This window comes from Asticcacaulis sp. P2_B1 (assembly GCF_056404915.1).
On record NZ_JBFUDD010000006.1, the window covers coordinates 1 to 21,128 of the forward strand.

At 60.4% G+C, this 21,128-nt stretch carries 13 protein-coding genes; 3 read left to right on the top strand and 10 right to left on the bottom strand.

Annotation, left to right across the window (positions count from 1 at the left end; translation table 11 throughout):
• The 9 genes from AC1DX3_RS14475 to flgB all read right to left on the bottom strand — a co-directional run.
• A partial coding sequence (locus AC1DX3_RS14475; RefSeq protein ID WP_476990021.1) for a calcium-binding protein occupies positions 1-611 on the bottom strand: 611 nt, incomplete at its 3' end.
• A 120-nt stretch (positions 612-731) separates the two neighbouring features.
• Positions 732-4,370 (bottom strand): hypothetical protein, encoded by a 3,639-nt coding sequence (locus AC1DX3_RS14480; RefSeq protein ID WP_476990022.1) that lies wholly within the window; start codon positions 4,368-4,370, stop codon positions 732-734.
• A 136-nt stretch (positions 4,371-4,506) separates the two neighbouring features.
• Positions 4,507-7,344, bottom strand: coding sequence for a hypothetical protein (locus tag AC1DX3_RS14485; protein WP_476990023.1), 2,838 nt, complete (start codon positions 7,342-7,344; stop codon positions 4,507-4,509).
• A 92-nt stretch (positions 7,345-7,436) separates the two neighbouring features.
• Positions 7,437-12,395, bottom strand: coding sequence for a hypothetical protein (locus AC1DX3_RS14490; RefSeq protein WP_476990024.1), 4,959 nt, complete (start codon positions 12,393-12,395; stop codon positions 7,437-7,439).
• Positions 12,396-12,622: 227 nt separating this feature from the next.
• A complete protein-coding gene (locus tag AC1DX3_RS14495) occupies positions 12,623-15,208 on the bottom strand; it encodes a beta strand repeat-containing protein (RefSeq protein ID WP_476990025.1) in 2,586 nt (861 codons plus the stop codon).
• Positions 15,205-16,890, bottom strand: a complete 1,686-nt coding sequence (locus tag AC1DX3_RS14500; RefSeq protein WP_476990026.1) for a hypothetical protein — start codon at positions 16,888-16,890, stop codon at positions 15,205-15,207. Before AC1DX3_RS14500 ends, AC1DX3_RS14495 begins: the two co-directional genes overlap by 4 nt.
• A 120-nt stretch (positions 16,891-17,010) precedes the next feature.
• Positions 17,011-17,313, bottom strand: a complete 303-nt coding sequence (gene fliE / locus AC1DX3_RS14505) for a flagellar hook-basal body complex protein FliE (protein WP_476990027.1) — start codon at positions 17,311-17,313, stop codon at positions 17,011-17,013.
• A gap of 10 nt (positions 17,314-17,323) precedes the next feature.
• A complete protein-coding gene (gene flgC / locus AC1DX3_RS14510; protein ID WP_476990028.1) occupies positions 17,324-17,746 on the bottom strand; it encodes a flagellar basal body rod protein FlgC in 423 nt (140 codons plus the stop codon).
• 5 nt (positions 17,747-17,751) lie between these two features.
• Positions 17,752-18,168 carry a flagellar basal body rod protein FlgB gene (gene flgB, locus AC1DX3_RS14515; RefSeq protein ID WP_476990029.1) on the bottom strand — a complete coding sequence of 139 codons (417 nt, stop codon included), beginning with the start codon at positions 18,166-18,168 and terminating at the stop codon, positions 17,752-17,754.
• Positions 18,169-18,373: 205 nt separating this feature from the next.
• On the opposite strand from flgB, the gene AC1DX3_RS14520 reads away from it, so the two are divergent.
• From AC1DX3_RS14520 to AC1DX3_RS14530, 3 genes are read left to right on the top strand one after another with little or no spacing between them, the layout of a single operon-like run.
• Positions 18,374-18,688, top strand: coding sequence for a FliO/MopB family protein (locus tag AC1DX3_RS14520; protein ID WP_476990030.1), 315 nt, complete (start codon positions 18,374-18,376; stop codon positions 18,686-18,688).
• Positions 18,675-19,490, top strand: a complete 816-nt coding sequence (gene fliP, locus AC1DX3_RS14525; protein WP_476990031.1) for a flagellar type III secretion system pore protein FliP — start codon at positions 18,675-18,677, stop codon at positions 19,488-19,490. The genes AC1DX3_RS14520 and fliP overlap by 14 nt, the downstream gene beginning before the upstream one ends.
• Positions 19,491-19,835 (top strand): hypothetical protein, encoded by a 345-nt coding sequence (locus tag AC1DX3_RS14530; protein ID WP_476990032.1) that lies wholly within the window; start codon positions 19,491-19,493, stop codon positions 19,833-19,835. It begins immediately after the preceding gene.
• Here AC1DX3_RS14530 and AC1DX3_RS14535 read toward each other — a convergent pair.
• Positions 19,832-20,824 carry a nucleoside hydrolase gene (locus tag AC1DX3_RS14535; protein WP_476990033.1) on the bottom strand — a complete coding sequence of 331 codons (993 nt, stop codon included), beginning with the start codon at positions 20,822-20,824 and terminating at the stop codon, positions 19,832-19,834. The two genes, AC1DX3_RS14530 and AC1DX3_RS14535, sit on opposite strands and share 4 nt — an antisense overlap.
• Between the last annotated feature and the right edge of the window lie 304 nt (positions 20,825-21,128).

The window sequence follows — 21,128 nt, forward strand, 5'->3', positions numbered from 1 at the left end:
CGGTCGGCCGTGCCTGTGATGATCAGATTCTCGACGCTGGCGCCCAGGGTATAGGTGCCGTTGATCACGACGGTGTCGTTGCCCTGCTGGAAATATTCGGTGACCTTGTCCGACGCGCTGTCGAGATAATAGCGGTCGTCGCCAAGGCCGCCCTTCAAAGTGTCGATACCTTTTCCGCCATCGAGCGTATCGTCGCCCAGCCCACCGATCAGAATGTCGTTGCCAGCCAAGCCGTTCAGCCGATTGCCACCGTCATTGCCGGTGATGGTATTGGCCAGATTGTTGCCATTGCCCTGACTGTTGCCGGTGCCGGTGAGGGTCAGGTTTTCGACATTGGCGCCGAGAGTGTAGAGGCGGGAGCTGATAACCGTGTCGATACCTTGACCCGACAGTTCGGTGACAAGGTCGCCGTTGTTGTCGACATAATAGGTATCGTTGCCCGTGCCGCCCCACATTTTGTCGGCGCCGGTGCCACCGTCAAGGATATCGTTGCCGTCCTCACCATAGAGCTCGTCATTGCCGGCCAGGCCGTCGATGACATCGTCGCCCGTCGTGCCGTGCAGTGCCGCAGCACCTCGGTCGTCGCCGGCCGTGCCCACTATGTGCGCCATGACCCTGTCCTCCGCTTTTATTATTGCGGGGACAGTATCATGGCGCTTTGATTTCGCACGTTACAATTTCCGGTGAGCGGCCTTACCAGACCATAGGCCGCGCCCGGCGGGTATGGACTATCAGGTAAACAGGAAATCGGCCGTGGTAATCTTGACGTTGTTATCGAAGATGGCCAGGGCCGTCATATTGCCGGCGCCCGTACCGTTGCTGTCGTAATACAGGGTGTGACTGACATTGTCGTAGATGAACTGGGCCGAAGTCCCGACGGCCGTCGTGCCGTAGGTGAACTCGGACGCCGTCAGCACATGGTTGGCGGCGAAGGCATAGTCGTTATGGCTGAAGACCAGCTTGTCGAAATTCAGGCTGAAGTCGGCAATATGGTCGAGGCCGTTGAGGGCCGCGGCGGAAAAGATGAACTTGTCGACGCTGGTGCCGCCGGTCAGGGTGTCGTTGCCCAGGCCGCCGGTCAGGCTGTCGGTGCCGGCCCCGCCGTTCAGCGTATCGTTGCCGTCATTGCCGGTCAGGCTATTGGCGCCGCCATTGCCGATAATGATGTTGTTGCCGCTGTTGCCGATGCCCAGCGTATTGCCGGCGCCCATCAGATTCAAATTCTCGATACCGCTGACCAGGGCATAGCTGACCGAGGCATAGACCTGGTCCGTGCCGCCGCCACCGCTTTCGTCACAGACGTCGCCCTGGGAATCGACATAATAGAAGTCGTCGCCCAGGCCGCCCTGCATGGTGTCCGCGCCGGCCTGGCCATCCAGCACGTTATTGCCGCTATTGCCGATGATGATGTTGGTCAAGCCGTTGCCTGTGCCATTGAAATTGCCGACGCCCAGAAGGGACAGGTTCTCGAACCCGGCGCCCAGGGTCCAGTTCGCGCCGACAAAGATCGTGTCGGTCCCCCCGTCGTCCGTGCCGGAAACCATCTGCTCCGAAGCCGTCTCATTGGCACCATAAAGAAAATAGTTGTCATTGCCGGCGCCGCCGTAAAGCGTGTCAGTGGTGGAAAACGCCTGCAGACTGTCGTCGCCGCCGAATCCGTAAAGCGTATTGTGCCCGGCACCCCCGCTGTCGCTGGTCGAATCGATGATGATGTTATTCGCCTCATTGCCGCCGAGGACGAAATTGCCGTCGAAGCTCAGCACGGTCAGGTTCTCGATATAGGGGTTGAGCATGATCGACACCGTCGTATAGACAAGATCGGTGCCGCCGTCGTCCGTACCGGGCCCCGACGATTCTTCCGATACGAAGTCGGCGGCGTTATCGACAAAATAGATGTCGTTGCCGGCGCCGCCGTAGAAGGTATCCACGCCACCGCCGCCATTAAAGGAATTGTCGCCGCTGTTGCCATAGATCGTATTGTCGAGCGCGTTGCCGCCCCCGTAGATATTGCCTGAGCCTTCCAGAACCAGGTCTTCGATATTGGCGCCCAGGGTGAAATCGACATAGCTGTGGACGACATCATAGCCGGCATTGGCGCCTTCGATAACCGTGTCGCTGAAATTGTCGACCCAATAGGTATCGTTGCCGCCGCCGCCCGACATGCGGTCGCCGCCCTGGCCGCCGATGATGACATTGTCGCCGGTGTTGCCGACGATGACGTCCCCAAAAAACGTGCCGGTGACATTTTCGAAGCCGGTGAGAGTCGTGACATTGCCGGCGCCCTGGCCGGCACGGCCGGTGGCCAGGTTGATGTTGGCGCTTCCGCCGAGTTGACCGGCATAATAGGTGTCAACGCCCGACCCGCCGTCGATCAGGTCGATGCCGGCCGAGGAATAGATGTAATCGTCGCCCGAGCCGCCGGTGATGGTGTCATTGTTGACGCCGCCTTCGATGGTGTCGTCGCCGCCGTCGCCATTGAGATATTTCGGACCGGAACCTTCTCCGATGAGCGTGTCGTTGCCGTCGCCGCCGTGCGCCCCATCGTTGCCGTTACCGGTCTGCAGATAGTCGTCGCCTGTCCCGCCGGTCATGTAGTCGTCGCCGTTGCCGCCGTAGACGGCATCGTTACCGTCAGCGCCCTGCAGGATGTTGGAGCCGTCCCCGCCGATCAGGTTGTCATCGCCGGCGCCGCCGTCGACATTGTCGTTACCGGCGCCCCCCCAAAGAATGTCGTTGCCGGCATCGCCGGTGATGGTGCTGCCGTCGTCGCCGGCGGTAATGGTGTCGTTGCCGTCATTACCATGCATGTCGTCATGGCCGGCTTCGCCATAAAGGGTGTCATTGCCGGCGCCGCCGCTCAGATCGTCGTCACCGTTGCCGCCATATATGGTGTCCTTGCCGCCGCCGCCGTCGATCGTATCGTTGCCGCCGCCGCCATCGAGAACATTGGCGCCGGCATTACCTGTAATGGCGTTGTCGTCGAAATTACCGATGCCGGAGATCGCGGCATAGCCGGTCAGGGTGAGGGCTTCGACATCGCTGCCCAGGGTATAGGTGACACTGCTGACGACCGTGTCATAGCCTTCGCTGAACGCTTCGTAGACGACGTCGTGGTTCGCCCAGTTGACGTAATAGGTGTCGTCGCCATTGCCGCCGATCATGGTATCGGCGCCGGTGCCGCCATCCAGGACGTCATTGCCCGAGGTACCGTACAGGGTCTGGTCGCCGGCTTGCGAAGCGGYGTTGGAAAAGGCGCGTTGAAAGACGCCGCTGCCGGACCCATCGAGATTGCTGTCGGTCCAGGTGATGACGAAACCGCCATCGCTCAGGGCCGAGACATCGGGATCGAGCATGGTGGCCCCCACGCGCTCCGGCACCACCAGGGACGTGCCGCCGATGGCATGTCCCTGATCGTCGAAGCGCTGGAGCAGGATGGTGGTGTCGGCACCCCAGACCACGACATAGCCGCCGTCGGCAAGCGCCGTCACGGAGGTCTCGGTGTTCGTGAACCCTGCCGCGCCGAGCACCGCCTCATCTCCCTGGGCATTGCCGGAAGCATCGTAACGCTGGCTATGGATGGTTGTGATATCGCCGTCACTGGTCCACACAACGACGAAACCGCCGTCGTTCAGCGCCGTCACATCCGGATTGTAGACGGATTCGGCGATCGTCACATTGACCTGGGTTTCCCCGCCGATCTTGGCGCCGGCCGCATCGAACAGCTGGTAGTAAATATTCTCGGCGGTGCTGTCGCCATTGAGAGCCGTCCAGGTCGCGACATAGCCGCCGGTGTCCAGGGCCGTGATCGACGAATCCTGCAAATAGTTGTTGTAGGGTGTCGTGTTGACATGCGTTTCGACGCCGACCTTGACGCCGGCCTGATCGTAACGTTGCGCATAGATCCCGCTGCCGGATTGGACGCTGTTCCAGTAGACGATATAGCCGCCGTCGTTCAGGCCGGTGACCGACGGAGTCGCCTGGTTGCCGCTGGATGCGGTGCTGACGCGCACCTCGCCGCCCACCTTGGTGCCCGTATTATCGAAGCGCTGGGAATAGATGCCGTAACCGGAGCCGTCCTGCAGATTGCTTTGCCAGGTGACGACATAGCCGCCGGTTTCGAGCGCGGCGACCGCCGAGGCATTCTGGTCGTTGGTGACCGTGGTGTTGACCTTGGTTTCGAGACCCAGCTTATGGCCGGTCGCGCTGTAGCGCTGCATATAGACACCGTCGCCGCCCGTGTCTTCGCCGGCACTGGTCCAGGTGATGACATAGGTGCCGTCGGCGAGTGTGGTCACCTGGGCCTGGCGCTGAGCGCCGGAGGTATAGGTATTGACGCGTGTTTGAGCGCCGACATTAAGCATGCTGACCATAGAAATATCCCCTGAAATATCGCCTCCAGGCGGAACGCCCGGCCCAATATGACAGGGTTAACACGCCCTTACCGTCACGACAACAATAGAACGAACTGCGTTATGTGTAATTATTTTGCCTGGAAACGGTAAAATATTACCAAATAATGTGGTCAAGGAAAGCCGTATCGGTCGCCGACATATAACGTATGGTGATAACATTTCCACCACCGAGATCAATCAGCGTATCGGCGCCCGCTTGAGAGATAATGGCAGTTTGCGGCGTGCCGTGGGTATAGTCCGAGACATCTATCCGGTCATTCTGGCCGACCCGGAAATCGGCGACCGTGTCGGCGCCGCTGCCCTGCGTGAAAACAAAGGTATCGCCCCCGGCCCCGCCCCTCAAAATATTGTGGCCGCTGTTGCCCGCCAGGACATTGGCACGTCCGTTGCCCGTTCCGTTGATATCCCCGGTCCCGATCAGGGTGAGATTTTCGATCGTGTCGCCCAGGGTATAGCTGATCGACGCCAGGACCAGGTCATGATTTCGGGCGGCAGAGATGCGGTTGGATGTCTCGTCGATAACGACATCGCCGACATTGTCGACGACATAGATATCGTTGCCGGTATCGTAGTAAGTGCCTCCATACATGATGTCGGTGCCGGTGCCGCCGTCGAGATAATCATCACCGCTATTGCCGTTTTCAGCGTGGTAACCGCTGCCGTGCAAGACATCGTCGCCATCGCCGCCCCAGATGACGACATCGCCGCCGGGGGTGAAGAGATTGTTATTTCCGGAGTTGCCGTAAATCGTGGCGCGGCCGTTGACCTTGATGGACGTCACAAAATGCCCGTCGTCGATTGAGTGATTCTTGACGACCACAACACCCCCGCCTTCGATCGAGATCCAGGCGTCCGCGCCAACCTGGGTCAAGGTATAGACAACGGGTTCACTGTAGTCAGCGACGATATTGATCTTGTCGTGTTCACTATACTTGAAATCGTTGATGAGCTGGGTCTGGCCGGCAAGGGGCGAGACATTGAAGACATCCGCCGACTGGCCGCCGCTCAGCACATCATTGCCGTCGCCAGCAAAAAGTTGATCCCTGCCGCCGCCACCGGTCAGGGTGTCGTCGCCGCTGCCACCGTCGAGGCGATTATTGCCGGCATTGCCGATCAGACTATTGTTCAGGGCATTTCCGGTGCCGTCAAGATCGGCCGTGCCGGTCAGGACCAGGACTTCGAGATTGGCCCCCAATACATAGCTGATCGAGGACCTGACCGTATCGATGCTGAAGTCGCCGGCATAGGTTTCGGTGACGGTATCGCCGATATTATCGACGACATAGGTATCGTTGTCGGGATGCGCACTGTCGATCGGGTCCTGGGACCCCGGGTATCGGCCCACCATCCAATCGGCGCCGGTGCCGCCGTCGATATAGTCGTTGCCGCCGCCGCCATGGATAGCATCATTGCCATCCAGCCCCAGCAGCGTATCGTCTTCACGCGTGCCAGCTATGTCATCGTGGCCAGATGTGCCGACATGGCCCGGAAGCGCGTTTACCTGAACGGCGAGCGCGTAAATCGACTGATTTTCAACACGGATGTATTTTCCGTTGCCGAGATCCAGCACGGCATCCGCCCCCACCTGCGTCCTGGTGACAGGACCCTGGTTATGGGTGTCGAAGATCCTGATGACGTCGTCGTCGCTGTAATCGGTAATGACCGCGTGCCCCATCAGTCTTTGGCTGAAGACATAGGTGTCGCCACCACCACCGCCGGCCAGGACATAGTCGCCGCCATTGAGTGCGATCACATTGTCAAGATTGTTTCCAGTCAGGTCGAAGGTTCCCGCACCGTCGGCCGTCATGTTTTCGACATTGGCTCCCATTGAGAAGGTTATGCCTGTCCTGGATGACACCTGAACCTGGTCGAACCCTTCAGCGGAATTTTCAACAACCCTGTCACCGGAATTGTCGACATAGTAGGTGTCGTTGCCGGCACCGCCCATCATGGTATCCGCGCCCACCTTGCCGTCAATGCGGTTGCTGCGATAGTTGCCGGTAATGACATTGGCGTCGTTATTGCCATTGCCATAGATGGCCATACCCGAAAGCGTCAGGTTCTCGATATTGGCCGGAAGATTGTAATTAATGTCGGCCCTGATTTCGTCAATGCCCTCGCCGGCATTTTCGTGGACGGTATCGTCCTCGCCACTGCCGTTCCTAAGGAAATAGATGTCGTTGCCTGTCCCGCCATTCAGCGAGTCCAGGCCGGCACCGCCGACCAGAATATCGTCACCGGCCCCGCCACGCAGGAAATCGTCGCCGCCTTCGCCATAAAGGGCGTTATTGCCGTCATTGCCGATCAGGTGGTTGTCCTGCGCATTGCCAACCGCCCTGAGATCAGCCATGCCGGTCAGGGACAGGGTCTCGATATTGGCGCCCAGGCGGAAAGTGACGGAACTGAGGACCGTGTCTCTGCCCTGGCCGGCATATTCCCTGACCTCGTCGTCCGAATTATCAACGAAATAGGTGTCGTTGCCCGTGCCGCCGCGCAAAATATCGGCGCCAAGACCGCCGTCCAACCTATCGTTACCGTCGCCGCCATCGAGGACATTGGCGCCGTCATTGCCGGTGAGATGATTGTCCAGGGCATTGCCGCTACCGATGCGATCGGCATGTCCGTCGAGGACGAGGTTCTCGAGATTGTCGCCCAGGATATAGCTGCCGCGAGTCACGACGGTGTCAACGCCCTGCCCGCTATATTCACGGACCACATCATCGGCATTGTCGAGATAATAGGTGTCGTTGCCGAGACCACCGCGCATGATGTCGCCACCCGTGCCACCCGTGCCACCGTCCAGCACGTCATCGCCGTCGCCACCGAACAGCTCGTCGTCCCCGCCCAACCCCTCGATCAGATCGTCGCCATCCGCACCGTGCAAGGCATGCACGCCCCTGTCGCCGGTTGCCGTGCCGATAAGGTGCGCCATGATTCGTCCCCGATGTTCAGCCGGACGGTATCATAAAGCCCTAACAAGGTTATAAAGACCGGCCGTGCAATCGGCGGCTTTGGAAGACGCGGCTACCAGGTGATATGGTTGAGGAAACTGGCGTCGGTCGCCGTCGTGCTCTGGATGGTGATGACGTTTCCACCGCCCAGATCGATGACCGTGTCTGCGCCGCTTTGCGAGATGAAGGCAGTATGCGCCACACCATGCGTGTAGGCCGAGACATCGATCCTGTCGTTCTGACCGGACGAGAAATCCGTGATGATGTCAGCGCCACTGCCGAGGCCGAAGACGAACGTGTCTGCCCCCAGCCGGCCCGTCAAGGTGTCGTTGCCGGCGCCGCCATTCAGGATATTATCTCCGATATTGCCGACCAGGGTATTGATCAGGCCATTGCCATCGGCGTCGATGGCATGGACACCGGTAAGTATCAGATTCTCGACATTGTTGCCGAGGACGAAGCTGACTGAACTGCAAACGGTGTCGGTACCCTGACTGGCGTATTCGGTGACCTTATCGCCCGTATTATCGACGTAGAAGCGATCGTCACCGGCGCCGCCGCGCATGATATCGGCGCCCTTGCCGCCGTCGATGACGTCGTTACCGGCGCCGCCGCCCAGGGTGTTGTTACCGACATTGCCGATGACATGGTTGTCGAGCGCGTTGCCGGTGGCGAAGCGGTTGCCCGAGCCGGTCAGGGTCAGGTTTTCGACATTCAGGGCCAGGGTAAAGGTCGATGAACTGAGGACCGTGTCGGCGCCCGAATTGGCATTTTCGGTAACGACATCGCCGAGATCGACATAGTAAAGGTCGTTGCCGGCGCCGCCTTTCAGGGTATCGACGCCCTTGCCGCCGTCCAGGGTATCATTACCCAAGCCGCCGTCCAGGGTATCATTGCCGTCACGGCCGTCGAGATGATCGCGACCGTCATTGCCGCGCAGGACATTGATGGCGTCATTGCCGATCAGGGTGTCGTTGCCGGTGCCGCCGGTGGCGTCTTCGATCACGGTGCGCGTGGCTTCGGTCAGACCGCCGGTCACCGCGGCGATGACGTTCGAGCTGTCGGCCGTGAGGGTCACCGTGGTGCCGCGGCCCAGTTGCGCCACGAGATCGGTGTAGTAGGTGGTGACATCGGCGGTGACGGCAAAGATCGGAATGATATTGGCGGCCTGGAGCGCGGCGGCCAGCTGCGCGATCGCCGGATAGTCTTCGCCGGTGCCCGGGAAGACGCCATCCAGAACAGCGTCACCATTATTGGGCGTGGTGATGCCGCCGGCCGCGCCGTCGCCCGCCACGTGGAAGGGCGCGTCGGTGAAAACGACGACGAAGCGCGCGGCATCCGGGCGGAAGCCGACATCAGCCGCTGTCAGGGCCAGGTGCATCAGGGATTCGATCTGGCACTCGGGCAGGTCCTCGCCACTGTGAGTCGTGATCGCATTATAGACGGCCGCCAGATCGGCCGCGTTGGCCGTCAGTCCCTGTTCCAGTTGGTAGACCCATTCTCCTGGCGCGCCGAAGGGGGAAACCGCCTTGTCGATAAAGCTCGACAGGCCAAATTCGCTGTCCGGCTGGACGGCCTGCAGGGCCGCGACAATGCCGGGTACCAGCAAGCGGACACTGGCGATATCGTCACCGAAGGAGCCGGTCAGGTCTTGCAGGAATTGTACATCGAGCGGCCCGACCGTATTGCCGCCCTGGCCCAAATCGCAGACTTCATTCTCGATTTCGGTATCGGTTTCACCCGACAGGTCGATATGGCTGTCGCCGGTGGCTTCATGGGCGTCCAGTTCATCATGGCCGAGGAAGTCCTCGATATGGGCAGCGCCGCCATGGATTTCATAAACGTCGTCACCACTGCCGCCGGATAGCGAATCGTGGCCGGAGGTGCTGACCAGAGTGTCATTGCCGTCACCCCCCAGTTCGACGTCGTCGCCGGCGCCGCCGTCCAGGGTATCGTGACCGGAACTGCCCGACAGGGTGTTGTCGCCGTCATTGCCGGTGAGAGCATGGCCGCCGCCGGACACGCGGATATTTTCGATGGTCGAGCCCGCGGACAGGGTCCAGTCGGAGCTGACGACCACCGTATCCGTGCCGCCATCGACAGCTTCGACGATGACGTCGCCGGCATTGTCGACATAGTAGGTATCATTACCGGCCCCGCCGGACATGGTATCGGCACCGGCCCCGCCGTCGATGGTGTCGTTGCCGTCCAGACCATTGAGCGCATCATTACCCGCGCCTCCGGTCAGCGTATTGTCCAGTTCATTGCCCGTGCCGCTGTGAGCGCTGTCGGTCAAGGCCAGCTTTTCGATATTGGCGCCGAGCGTCCAGGCGACCGACGCCATGACCGTGTCGACGCCCGTACCGGTGCCCGCCGCCTCGACCGTAACGTCGCCGGCATTATCGACGCGATAGGTGTCGTTGCCGAGCCCGCCGGTCATGGTATCGGTGCCCAAGCCGCCGTCCAGCACATCGGCCGCCGCCGTGCCTGTCAGGCTGTTGTCCGAAGCATTCCCCGTACCATGTGTGGCGGATCCGGACAGGACAAGGTTCTCGACATTGTCGCTCAGGACATAACCGTCCAGCGTCGTGTTGATCGTGTCTGTACCCTTTCCGGCCGTTTCGACGACCAGATCGCCGGCGTTGTCGACACGGTAGGTATCGTCGCCCGCGCCGCCGGTCATGGTGTCGGCGCCGCCCGCGCCATCCAGCATATCATTACCCGCCGTGCCGGTCAGGCTGTTCGCCAGCGCGTTGCCCGTGGCGCTGCGGGCCGTGCCGGTGAGCTTGAGGTTTTCGACATTGGCGGACAGGGTGTAATCGACGCTGGCCGTGACGGTATCCGTGCCTTCTTCCGCGTTTTCGACAAGAGTGTCGCCGGCGTTATCGACTTTGTAGCTGTCGTTGCCCAGGCCGCCGATCATCCGATCGGCTCCGGCGCCCCCGTCCAGGGTATCGTCGTGGCTGCCGCCGGTAAGGGTGTTGTCGAGCGCATTGCCCGTCGCGGCATAGGCCGCGCCGGTGAGCACCAGGTTTTCGAGATTGGCGCCCAGGGTCCAGTTGCGGTTGACGATGACGGTGTCAGTGCCGCCGCCGGCCGCTTCCTGAGCGATGTCGCCGGTATTGTCGATATAGTAGGTGTCGTCGCCGAGACCGCCGATCATGGTATCGGCGCCGGACTTACCGTTAAGGGTGTCGGCATTGTCGCTGCCGGTGATGGTGTTGGCGAGGCTGTTACCGGTGCCCGTCAGGCCGAAACCGTCCAGGGTCAGGTTCTCGATATTGGCCGACAATGTCCAGTCGATCGAGGCGATGACGGTGTCGGTGCCTTCGCCGGTCAGTTCGATCGTCGTGTCACCGCTGTCGTCGACATAGTAGGTATCGTTGCCGGCGCCGCCGGTCATGGCGTCGGCGCCCATACCGCCATTGATGCTGTCGTTACCCAGGCCCGAGGCGATGGTGTCGTTGCCGCCCAGGGCGAAAATCAGGTCGTCGCCGGCGCCGATCGTGTGCGCTCCGCCATAACCGGCTCCCATGACGTCGTCGCCGTTGGTCCCATAGATATTGGTGTCGGGCAGCCAGCCCGCCGGGGTATAGACGACGTGGACCGACTCGCCCGAACCCGGGCTGCCGATGATCAGGTCGGATGTGCCGTCGCCGTTCATATCGTTGACGATCGAGACCACGGCGCCGGTCAGGCTGCCGAGATTGCCGACGATCTTGGCGCCCCCCGCCCCCATGGCCACCGCCGACAGGTCGACCGTCGCTGTGGCGCCGCCCCAGACAACATAGACGGCGCCGGCGTTGAACCCGCCCTCGCCTTCGTGCGGCGTGCCGATGACGAAGTCGGCGACCCCGTCACGATTGAGATCGACCCCGCCGGTAACCGACAGGTTGGCCAGGTCGCCGGCACTCTCGCCGGTGATCATGAAGCCGCCGATACCATTGGCTACGTCAGAAAGGTGGACAGAGGTCGTCGTCGACTTGCCGAAGACGATGTAGGCCGCGTCACCGTTGGACGAACCGACCAGGATATCCGATTTGCCGTCGCCATTGACGTCGCCGATGTCGCTCATGGCCATGCCGATGGCGTCGCCGGCATTGCCGATGATCTTGAAACCGCCAGTGCCGGCAGCGATGGACGACAGGTTAACCTGGGTGCCGGTCGACTTGCCGAAGACGACATAGACCGCGCCGGCATCCGTGCCGCCTTCGTCATTGCCGGTGGCGCCAACCAGGATGTCGGCCTTGCCGTCGCCATTGAGGTCGTGGATTGAGCCGAGCGCCGCACCGGCGGCGTCGCCGGCCGCTTCGCCGACAATGCGGAACCCGCCGGTGCCGGTAGCGACACTGGTCAGATTGACGGCCGAGCCAGAGCTCTTGCCCCAGACGACATAGGCGGCGCCGGCATTACTGCCGCCGGCGTCGTTGTCCAAAGCGCCAACCAGGATATCGGCCTTGCCGTCGCCATTGAGGTCGGTGATCGAGGCCATGGCCGCGCCGGCGTGGTCGCCGGCCAGTTCCCCCTTGATGACATAGCCGCCACCGTCACCGGCGAACGGATCAGCAAGATCGATTTCACCACTGCCCCTGCCCCAAAGGACGAAGGCCGCGCCGGCATCGCTCGCCGTACCCTTGTCGACCATGGGAGCGCCGACCAGCATCTCGGCCTTGCCGTCGCCGTTCAGGTCGGTGACGCTGCCGACCGCGGTGCCAGCCAGGTCGCCGGCACTGACTCCGAGGATGTAAATCCCCCCTGGTGTATCGGTGATGTCGGTCGTGGTGCCGCCGGTCGCCGTACCGAAGCGGACAAAAATACGGCCGGCATTGGAGGCGGTATCATCGTCGCCGGGTCCGCCGGTGATAATGTCGGGAATGCCGTCGCCATTGATATCCGTGATACCCGACACCCAACGCGAATAGGGGAAGGTGACCAGGGTCTGCGACAAAGCGCCGCTGCCTGTCAGAGTATAGCCGCCGTCGACGCTGTGGACGAGATTGGACATGAAGCGCTTGGTATTGGGCAGGGGCATGGCAAATCCTCAGGCAAGGGTGCCGGTAGGCACCGCGGGTTGCTTTCACACCGGCTTGGAGCCAATCTTAAGAGATTTGAAATGGCGGCAGGCCGGCGGGACGCCCGACAAACAGGCGTCCCAAATCATGGCCGTGATTTATGTATGCGCCGCCTGCATGCGTCTTTGATCGTAATCAAATGACAGGGCACTGGTCGCCAAGGGTGCGTGCGACCTTTTCGCCCGACCTACCAGACGATATGGCTAAGGAAACTGGCGTCGGTCGCGGTCGTATTCTGGATCGTGATGACGTTTCCACCGCCGAGATCGATCAGCGTATCTGCGCCGCTTTGCGAGATGAAGGCGGTATGGGCCACACCGTGCGTGTAGACCGAGACATCGATCCGGTCATTCTGAACGGCCGAGAAATCGGTGACGGTGTCGTTGCCGCTAAGGGCGGAAAACACGAAGGTGTCGGCGCCCAGGCCTCCTGTCAGCGTGTCGTGCCCTTTTCCGCCGTCGAGGCTATTGTTGCCGGTATTGCCAACCAGGATGTTGTCGCGGGTATTGCCGGTTCCGTTAAGATTGGCCGCGCCCGTCAGGGTCAGGTTCTCGACATTGTTGCCAAGGATGAAGCTCACCGAGCTGAAGACACTGTCCGTTCCCTGGCCGCTATATTCCGTGACGGTGTCGCCCGTATTGTCGACATAGAAGACGTCGTCGCCCATCCCGCCACGCATGGTGTCGGCCCCCTTGCCGCCATCGATGACGTCATTGCCGTCGGCGCCGCCCAGGGTATTGTTGCCGATATTGCCGGTCATCAGGTTATCCAGTGTATTGCCTGTGCCGAAGCGAACGCCGGAGCCAGTGATCCGTAGATTTTCGACATTAGCGCCGAGTGTATAGGTGCCGTTGATCAGCACGGTATCATTGCCGGAGTTCGTGAATTCCGTTACGACGTCGAGCTTGTTATCAATGTAATAGCGATCGTCGCCGGCGCCGCCTTTCATGGCATCGCCCCCCTTGCCGCCGTCGAGCGTATCATTGCCCAGGCCGCCGCCCAGGTTGTCGTTGCCCTCGCCGCCGACCAGCTTGTTATTGCCGTCATTGCCGATGATGGTGTTATTGAGGTTGTTGCCTGTCCCCGCGATATTACCAGTACCTGTCAAGGTCAGCTTTTCGACCTCATTGCTCAGCGTGTAGGACTTTGAACTGATAACCACGTCGTTGCCGCCGCCATGCAGCTCGATAATGACGTCGCGGGCATTGTCGACATAATAGGTGTCGTTACCCGAGCCGCCGTTCATCTTGTCGCCACCCTTGCCGCCATCGAGGACATCATCACCCGCCATGCCGTACAGAGTATTGACGGATGCCGTGCCGGTGATGACATTATTCAGGCCGTTGCCAGTGCCGCTACGGGCGCCGGTGGTCAGTGTAAGGTCTTCCAGATTGGCGCCAAGGGCATAGCTGATCGACGAAATGATGGTATCCGTCCCGGCGTCAGCGTCTTCCTTGACAGTGTCACCTGCATTGTCAACGACATAGGTGTCATTCCCCAATGACGTCCACGCAGAACCGATCATCATATCGGCGCCTTCGCCACCATCGATGTAATCGTTCTCGGCGTAGCCGTAGATAATGTCATCGCCGCCGTAGCCGAAAATCTGGCCGCCGGTGAAAAATATGTTGTCGTTGTAGTCGCTGCCCCAGACGATTTCGATATTGCTCAGAATATCGCCGGTCGCCGGATCGGCCGGATCGCCGGAATTGTCATTCGGAGATTGGTTATTGATCAATATCCCTATACCGGCATGGCGATAGGAAGCCACGTCGACGCCGGCACCGCCGTCCATGACATCGTGGCCTGGCCCGCCTTCCAGGATATCGTTGCCATCCCCGCCGTTCAGCTCGTCATAGTCGCTGAGATTGTCGGGTGACAGGCCGGCAATATTGTCGCCGCCAGTGAGATAGTCATTGCCGGCGCCGCCGTTCAGCTGATCTCCGGCGGACGTACCGAACAGTCTGTCGTCAAAAGCCGTTCCGGTGACACTTTCGATGCTGACATAGAAATCTCCCAAGGCATCGCCACTACCCGACGCGCTGTTGTCGAGGTAAGCAACGATACCTGCCTTGCCATCGCTGAAATCGGCGGCGTCAAAGCCTGCGCCTCCATCCAGATGGTCCGCCCCTATGCCACCGCGCAAGATATCGGCGCCTGCGTCCCCGGACAGCGTATCTCCGCCGGCTCCGGCGATCAGATAGTCATTGCCGGCGCCGCCACTCAGGGCATTGTCTCCAGCGCCGGCTACGATCAGATTATCGACGCCATTGCCGGTGCCGTCGAGATTCCCAGGCCCGGTCAGGAAGAGGTTCTCGACATGATCGGCCAGGATGAAGGACACCGATGCGAACACCATGTCGCGGACACCGCCATCATCGACGCCGGAGACTGATTCCTCCGACACGACGTCACCGGCGTTGTCGACATAATAAATATCGCTGTCGCCACCGCCATGCATGGTGTCGGCGCCTGCACGCCCGTCCAGAGTATCGCTGCCCGCGCCTCCGGTCAGACTCTCGTTCCCTGTGCCACCGGTCACTCTAGCGCCGGCAACGGAGCCGTCAAAAACAATATGCTCGATCGGGTTGAGCGCACCACCAACAATGCGGATGTGATTGTACTGATGTGAAGGTTGGTCGACATAACCAACGGCCAGATAGATGTCCTCGCCGTCGATCTGCCAATTCAGGTCGCCGGCTGTCGCGGTGCCGGTAATGCGTAATGTATCTTCGCCACTTGAGTCGATGATCGTATCGACGCCGGTTATCAATCCAGTATCGTGGCTGGCCGCAATATGTAGCGATCGTCGCCAGCGCCGCCTATCAGCGTGTCGTTACCATTTCCGCCGTCCAGGCTGTCATTGCCCTTGCCTCCGTCGAGCCAATCCATCCCGCCAAGTCCGAACAGGGAATCATTGCCGTCACCACCGCTCAGACGATCGTCGCCTGCGATCGAAACAGGCACTCGCGGATCAAAGGCGACGACATCGGCGTAGCCGTTGGTATCGCCACGCACCAGGGTTCCCGGTGGGCCATTGGCTAGGTCGAGCGGACTGACGGCCACAACAGACCCATCGGCCGAAAACGAAAGGCCGAATTCATTGCCGGCGTCGTCACCACCATAAAGCAGGTCATAGGCGGCGGTATGGGTGGTGCCGGTGCCCGGATCGTAGATCATCAGGTCGAGAAAATCTGGCTGGTTGATACCATTGATCGTGGGGTCGTAACCGACAAAGGCGATCATGTGGGTATTGCCGACAAAATGCGGCGCGTGGGTTTCCAGATTGAAGGAAGATGCATTGCTGGGCACCATGGTTGTGACGCCAGTGGCGATGTCCATGATGAAAATATTGGCATCTGTCGTGCTGTCGTCAGCCGTGAGGTTTGGCGTTTCGCTTACGAACAGGAGTTTGGTGCCATCGGCGGAGACCTGCGGCGGCGCCGCATTGGCCGAGAAGCTATAAAAAGCGTCGTCATGTCCGACAACACGGACCTCGCCGGTCGACAAGTTCTTTAGAAAAATGTCAGCGCGCGTGTCCGACAGACCCTGGCCAGTGAGGTTCAGACTGTTGCCGATAAAGGCCATCCAGTGACCGTCGGCTGACAGGCTGTAGGCGCTACCTCCATTCAAATAAGGCCCTGCATCGTTGGTCAGGCTTTTTGTGTGTCCCGTTGCGGTATCGCGAGCAAAGACATCGGTTCGAAAATTGCCGCCAACCTTATGGTACTGTTCATAATAAAGGGTCTTGCCATCGGCCGAGACATTGATATTGGTCCAGAAATAACCGCTTCCCTGGCTGGCAACGACGCTTAAGGCGCCGCTGGCAATATCTTTGCGGTAGATAATCTGGGTGGCATCAAGGTTTCGGTCTTCGGGGTAGTTGAGGGAGCTGAAATATATCGAACGTCCATCCGCGGAAAAGGTATAGGTATGACTGGCGTGAAAATAGTCGCTAATATCAGCCGGTACAATATTGCCATGGACGTCGCTATTGATTCTTGTAATGGCACCTGTTGTCAGGTTTTTTAAAAAGAGATCCTGGCCGTAAGTGGGGTCCGTATTTCCGGCGGGCATGTCGCCCGCCACAATATTGCTGGCGGTGCTGCTGAACAAAACATACTGGCCGTCCGGAGACACGAGTGGCCGATAGGAATCATTATTGCCGACGCCACCATCGACAGCGGCGCTGACGAAGACGGTATTTTCCTGGAAGGCATCCTGACCGGTGATGACATCATCGAAAGCGGAACCGATCACGCCGTCGATGGACACTAAGGTGTCGTGGCCTTGCGGGCCGTCAGCCTCGGATGTCGCTGCGCTCAGGTCGACCGTGACTCCAGCGGTGGCACCGGCGTAGGACACCGTGTCATGACCTGTGCCGCCGTTGATCGTATCGTCCCCCGGCGTTCCGTGTAAAACATCGTCGCCGTCGGTACCTGAAATCTGCCCCATATCACGCCCCCCAAAACCCAACTAACTATTGGGGCGACGTACCACGAATTGCGGTAGCCGACGACATTTATGTATAAACTTAGGGCAAGTATTTATTCGAAGGCTCGTCGCGAAGATCCGTCAGATCGGCATCCGCATGATTTCCTGATAAGCGGAAATGACCTGGTCGCGGATGGCGATGACGCTTTGCAGCGAGGTTTCGGCGCTGGCCACCGCGGTGATGGCGTCGATCAGTTCGACCTTGCCGGATTGTTGTTGCGTCATCATGGTTTCGGCGTTCTGCGTCGACTTCAGGGTCGATTCCATGGCGCCCTGCAGCATCTTGCCGAAGTCGGGCGCGTTGACGCCGGCCTCGTCCTTACCCAGGGTCTGGGTCTGCTTCATCGCCGCCCCGTAGGCGCGCGCCGCTACCAAAGGCGTCATGCGTCAGTTCCTATTTATCGAGAATGTCGAGGGTTTTTTGCGTCATGGCGCGCGCCGTTTCGATGACGTTCAGGTTGGCTTCGTAGGCGCGCTGCGCCTCGCGCATATCCATGGTTTCGATCAAAGGGTCGACGTTCGACTTCTTGACATAGCCGGCGGCGTCGGCGGCCGGATGCGACGGGTCGTAATCCATGGCGAAGGGCGAGGTGTCCGGCGCGATTTCGGCCAGGCGCACACCCGTGGCGCCGTCGATCGTCGCCGAGGTGAAGACCGGCGTCTGACGGCGATAGGGGTCGCCGCCCTTGGTCTTGCTGGTCGAGTCGGCATTGGCGATGTTTTCGGCGATGATGCGCATACGCGCCTGCTGCGCCTTCATGGCGCTGGCGGCGACGGCCATGGTCTGATCGGCATTGATGGGTTTGTTGTTGATCATTTATGTTACTTACCCGGGGCTTTCGCGGCCATGCGCATCATGTTGAGCGACTTTTCGTAGAAACCGACGGCGGCCTGGAACTGCAGCCGGCTTTCCGACATTTTCAGCATCTGCTCTTCGAGGACGACGCTGTTGCCGTCCATCGTCGTTTCGGAGTCGAGCTTGACCACCGCCTTGGAACCCGAACTGGTCAGGCCTTCGGGCTGGATATGCATGGCGCTGGTCAGGGTCAGGCCCAGCGACGACCCTTGCGGGTTCTGGCCGGCGACCAGGGCGGAGAAGTCCTGCGGCGTGAGGTCTTTCGGCTTGTATCCGGGCGTCGAACCGTTGGCGACATTCTCGGCCACCAGTTTTTGCCGGTCGCTCAGCCAACCCATGCGCGATTGCAGCGCGCCCAGCAGCGATACGCCTTGTGTGTCCATCTTGTCCGCCTTTCCGCTTAGCGAATCGTCTCGACTCAACCTAATGAGAGAAAAGTCCCAAACTATGGGCAAATTATGCCCACCTTTTGGTTAACGAAGCCTTTAGGTAAACAGGCTGTTAACCATGGCGGACGCATAAAAGGCGAACGCATTCCGAAAAATGTCTCCCATTTTTCGGGCAGAATGCGTGATCTAAAAGGTAAAGATGGATATCCTGCAGACCCTGCGCGCAATCTTTGCACTGGCCGTAGTTTTGGGCCTGATACTCGGCCTTGCCTATGCCTTGCGGCGATATGCGCCACAATTGATGGCGAAATTGCAGTCGACGCGCGGCCAGCGCCGGCTTCAGGTTGTCGAAACCCTGGTCCTCGATCCGGCGCGCCGGCTGGTTCTGGTGCGTTTCGACGACGAAGAACGCCTGATCCTGCTGGGCGAAGGCCACGACCTGACCGAACCGGGAACCAAGACACCATCGCAACGCCCTGCCCCCTCCGCGGACCCCGCCGATGACCTGTTCTAGCGTAGCCGACCTGCCCGCGCCGGTGAAGAAACCTTTAGGCCCGAAGACGGTCAACCTCATCGTGTTGGCGACCTTTATCGTCGGCTTCATGCTGATGGTCTTCCCCTATCACGCCCTGGCGCAGTCGGTGAATGTCGACCTCGGCAAGGGCGGTTCGTTGAGCGCCCGCGTCGTGCAACTGATCGGCCTGATGACCGTGCTGTCCCTGGCGCCGTCGATCGTCATCATGACGACGTCGTTTATCCGCATCGTCGTGGTGCTGTCCCTGCTGCGCACGGCATTGGGTCTGCAACAAAGCCCGCCCAACGCCGTCATCATTTCGCTATCGCTGTTCCTGTCGGCCATCGTCATGGCGCCGACCTATCAGGCCGCCTATCAGGATGGCATCCGGCCGCTGATGGACCAGGAAATCGAAATGCCCGCGGCCTTCGACGCCGCCAGCCAGCCGTTGAAGGGCTTTATGCTGGCCCAGGTCGATCCGAAGGACCTGGGGTTGTTCGTCGGGCTGTCGAAGATCGACATGCCGGAGGACAAGATGGATCTGCCGATCCGCGTCGTGACGCCGGCCTTCATGATTTCGGAGCTGAAAAAGGCCTTCGAGATCGGCTTTTTGCTGTTCGTGCCGTTTCTCGTCATCGACCTGGTCGTTGCCTCGGTGCTGATGAGCATGGGGATGATGATGTTGCCGCCGGTCGTGGTGTCCTTGCCGTTCAAACTGATCTTTTTCGTTCTGGTCGACGGCTGGCATCTCGTCGCCGGCTCGCTGGTGCAGAGTTTCCATCCGGCGCTGGGGAGCGGATAGATGCTGCCGACCGATCAACTGACCGGACCACTGTTCGGGATCACCAAGGAGGACGGCCTCGTCTTCTTTCCCTATGCCATCCGCACCGTGCCTGTGCCGGTTACAGAGAAGCAGGTCGAACGCCTGCGTTCGGCGACGATGGTGGCGGCGGTCATTTTCGTAGCGTTGCTGCTCGGCGGCCTGGCCTTTGGCATAGCGCTGACTCTGATGGTCGTCGTGACGAAATTCACGCCGGTGATCTTCGGGTTCAATCTGTATTGGGTACTGCTGGTACAGGCCGGGTTCATCGTCCTGACGGCAACGCTGTACGACATGAATATCCGACGGATTCTGAAGACGCCTTAGGCAGGCTTGCTGGTCAAATCGGCGGCCATGCGCTTTTTGAAACCCGCCAGGTCTTTCCATGAGGTTGCCACGCGCACCGGCCGGCCCTTGGGGTCGATCAGGGTCATGCCCTCGTCGGTGACGGTCAGGTTCAGGGTCTCCATCACCAGGTCGCTTTCGTCATAGGCCATAACCACCGCCACGGCATCGAACAGGGTCGAACTGTTTTTTGTCAGGTCGAAGTCCTTGGGCATCCACGGCGCATTGGGCAACCAGACCTCGCTGTTGCGGATACAGGCGCGGGCGAACGGGTCGGAGCTGTTGCGCACGGTCTGCATGTCGTCGCCGTCGAGGATCAGCAGGCCACAGGTGTCGACCGGCGTGATCGAACAGGACAGCCAGTCGGCGGCAAAGACGGCGCGCAGAGCGGCCGGGTCGATCTTGACATTATATTCGACCGCCGGCGTGGGCGCGCCGCCGTAGCCCAGGCGTACCGAACCGTCCATGCCGATAAAACGCGCGCGGGCGGCGATGGCCGGTTCCAGCTTCAGGGCCGCGGCGCTCAAGGTGGCCGGGCCGGTGCTGATGATGGTGACGGGCTCGGGCGACGCCATGATGGTGTCGACAATGGCCTGGGCGCCGTCATAGCGCACCTTGCCGGGATAGTCCTTGAGCTCGAATTCGCCGACCCAGTCGCTTTGCGGCCCGGGCGCATCGGTGGCGTCGGGTCCGACGGCGACGACGACGTCTTCACGATGGCCGAGGACCAGCAGTTTCGCCGCAACGCGGGCGCGGTAGGCCATATTGCTGACGTCGGTGACGACCAGTTTGAGGTCGAGTTCGGGCCGCCGCAACAGCAACAGCAGGGCCCAGGTGTCGTCAACATCGTAACCGATATCGGTATGGAAGATGACGGGAATAGGCTTCGCGCCGGCCTTCGCCGTCGTGGCTAACACGCTTGCGGCCAGGGTTGCCGCTATCAGGCCCCGGCGGTTAAAAGTCGTCATCATGATGTCCACCCATATTTTCCGCGACCCTAGCACAGCCTCGCCCGGCATAGGACAAGAAAAAAGGGAGGCTGCCCCCCGGCAACCTCCCTCCTCCCGCCTGCTCCCCAAACACGTTATGCCCCCAAATGGGAACGTGTTCTCCCGCAGACTCCGCCAGCCCCGAGCCCCCGCTCGGTGCCGGCGCAAAGGGCGCGCTGCCCCCAAACTCGACCCGGAAAGGCAACATGATACCTCTTCCGGAGCGCAGTTCACGCCCTTCCCCCAAACCTTTTGACATCGTGTGGCTGATGTTGCGCGCAAGCTT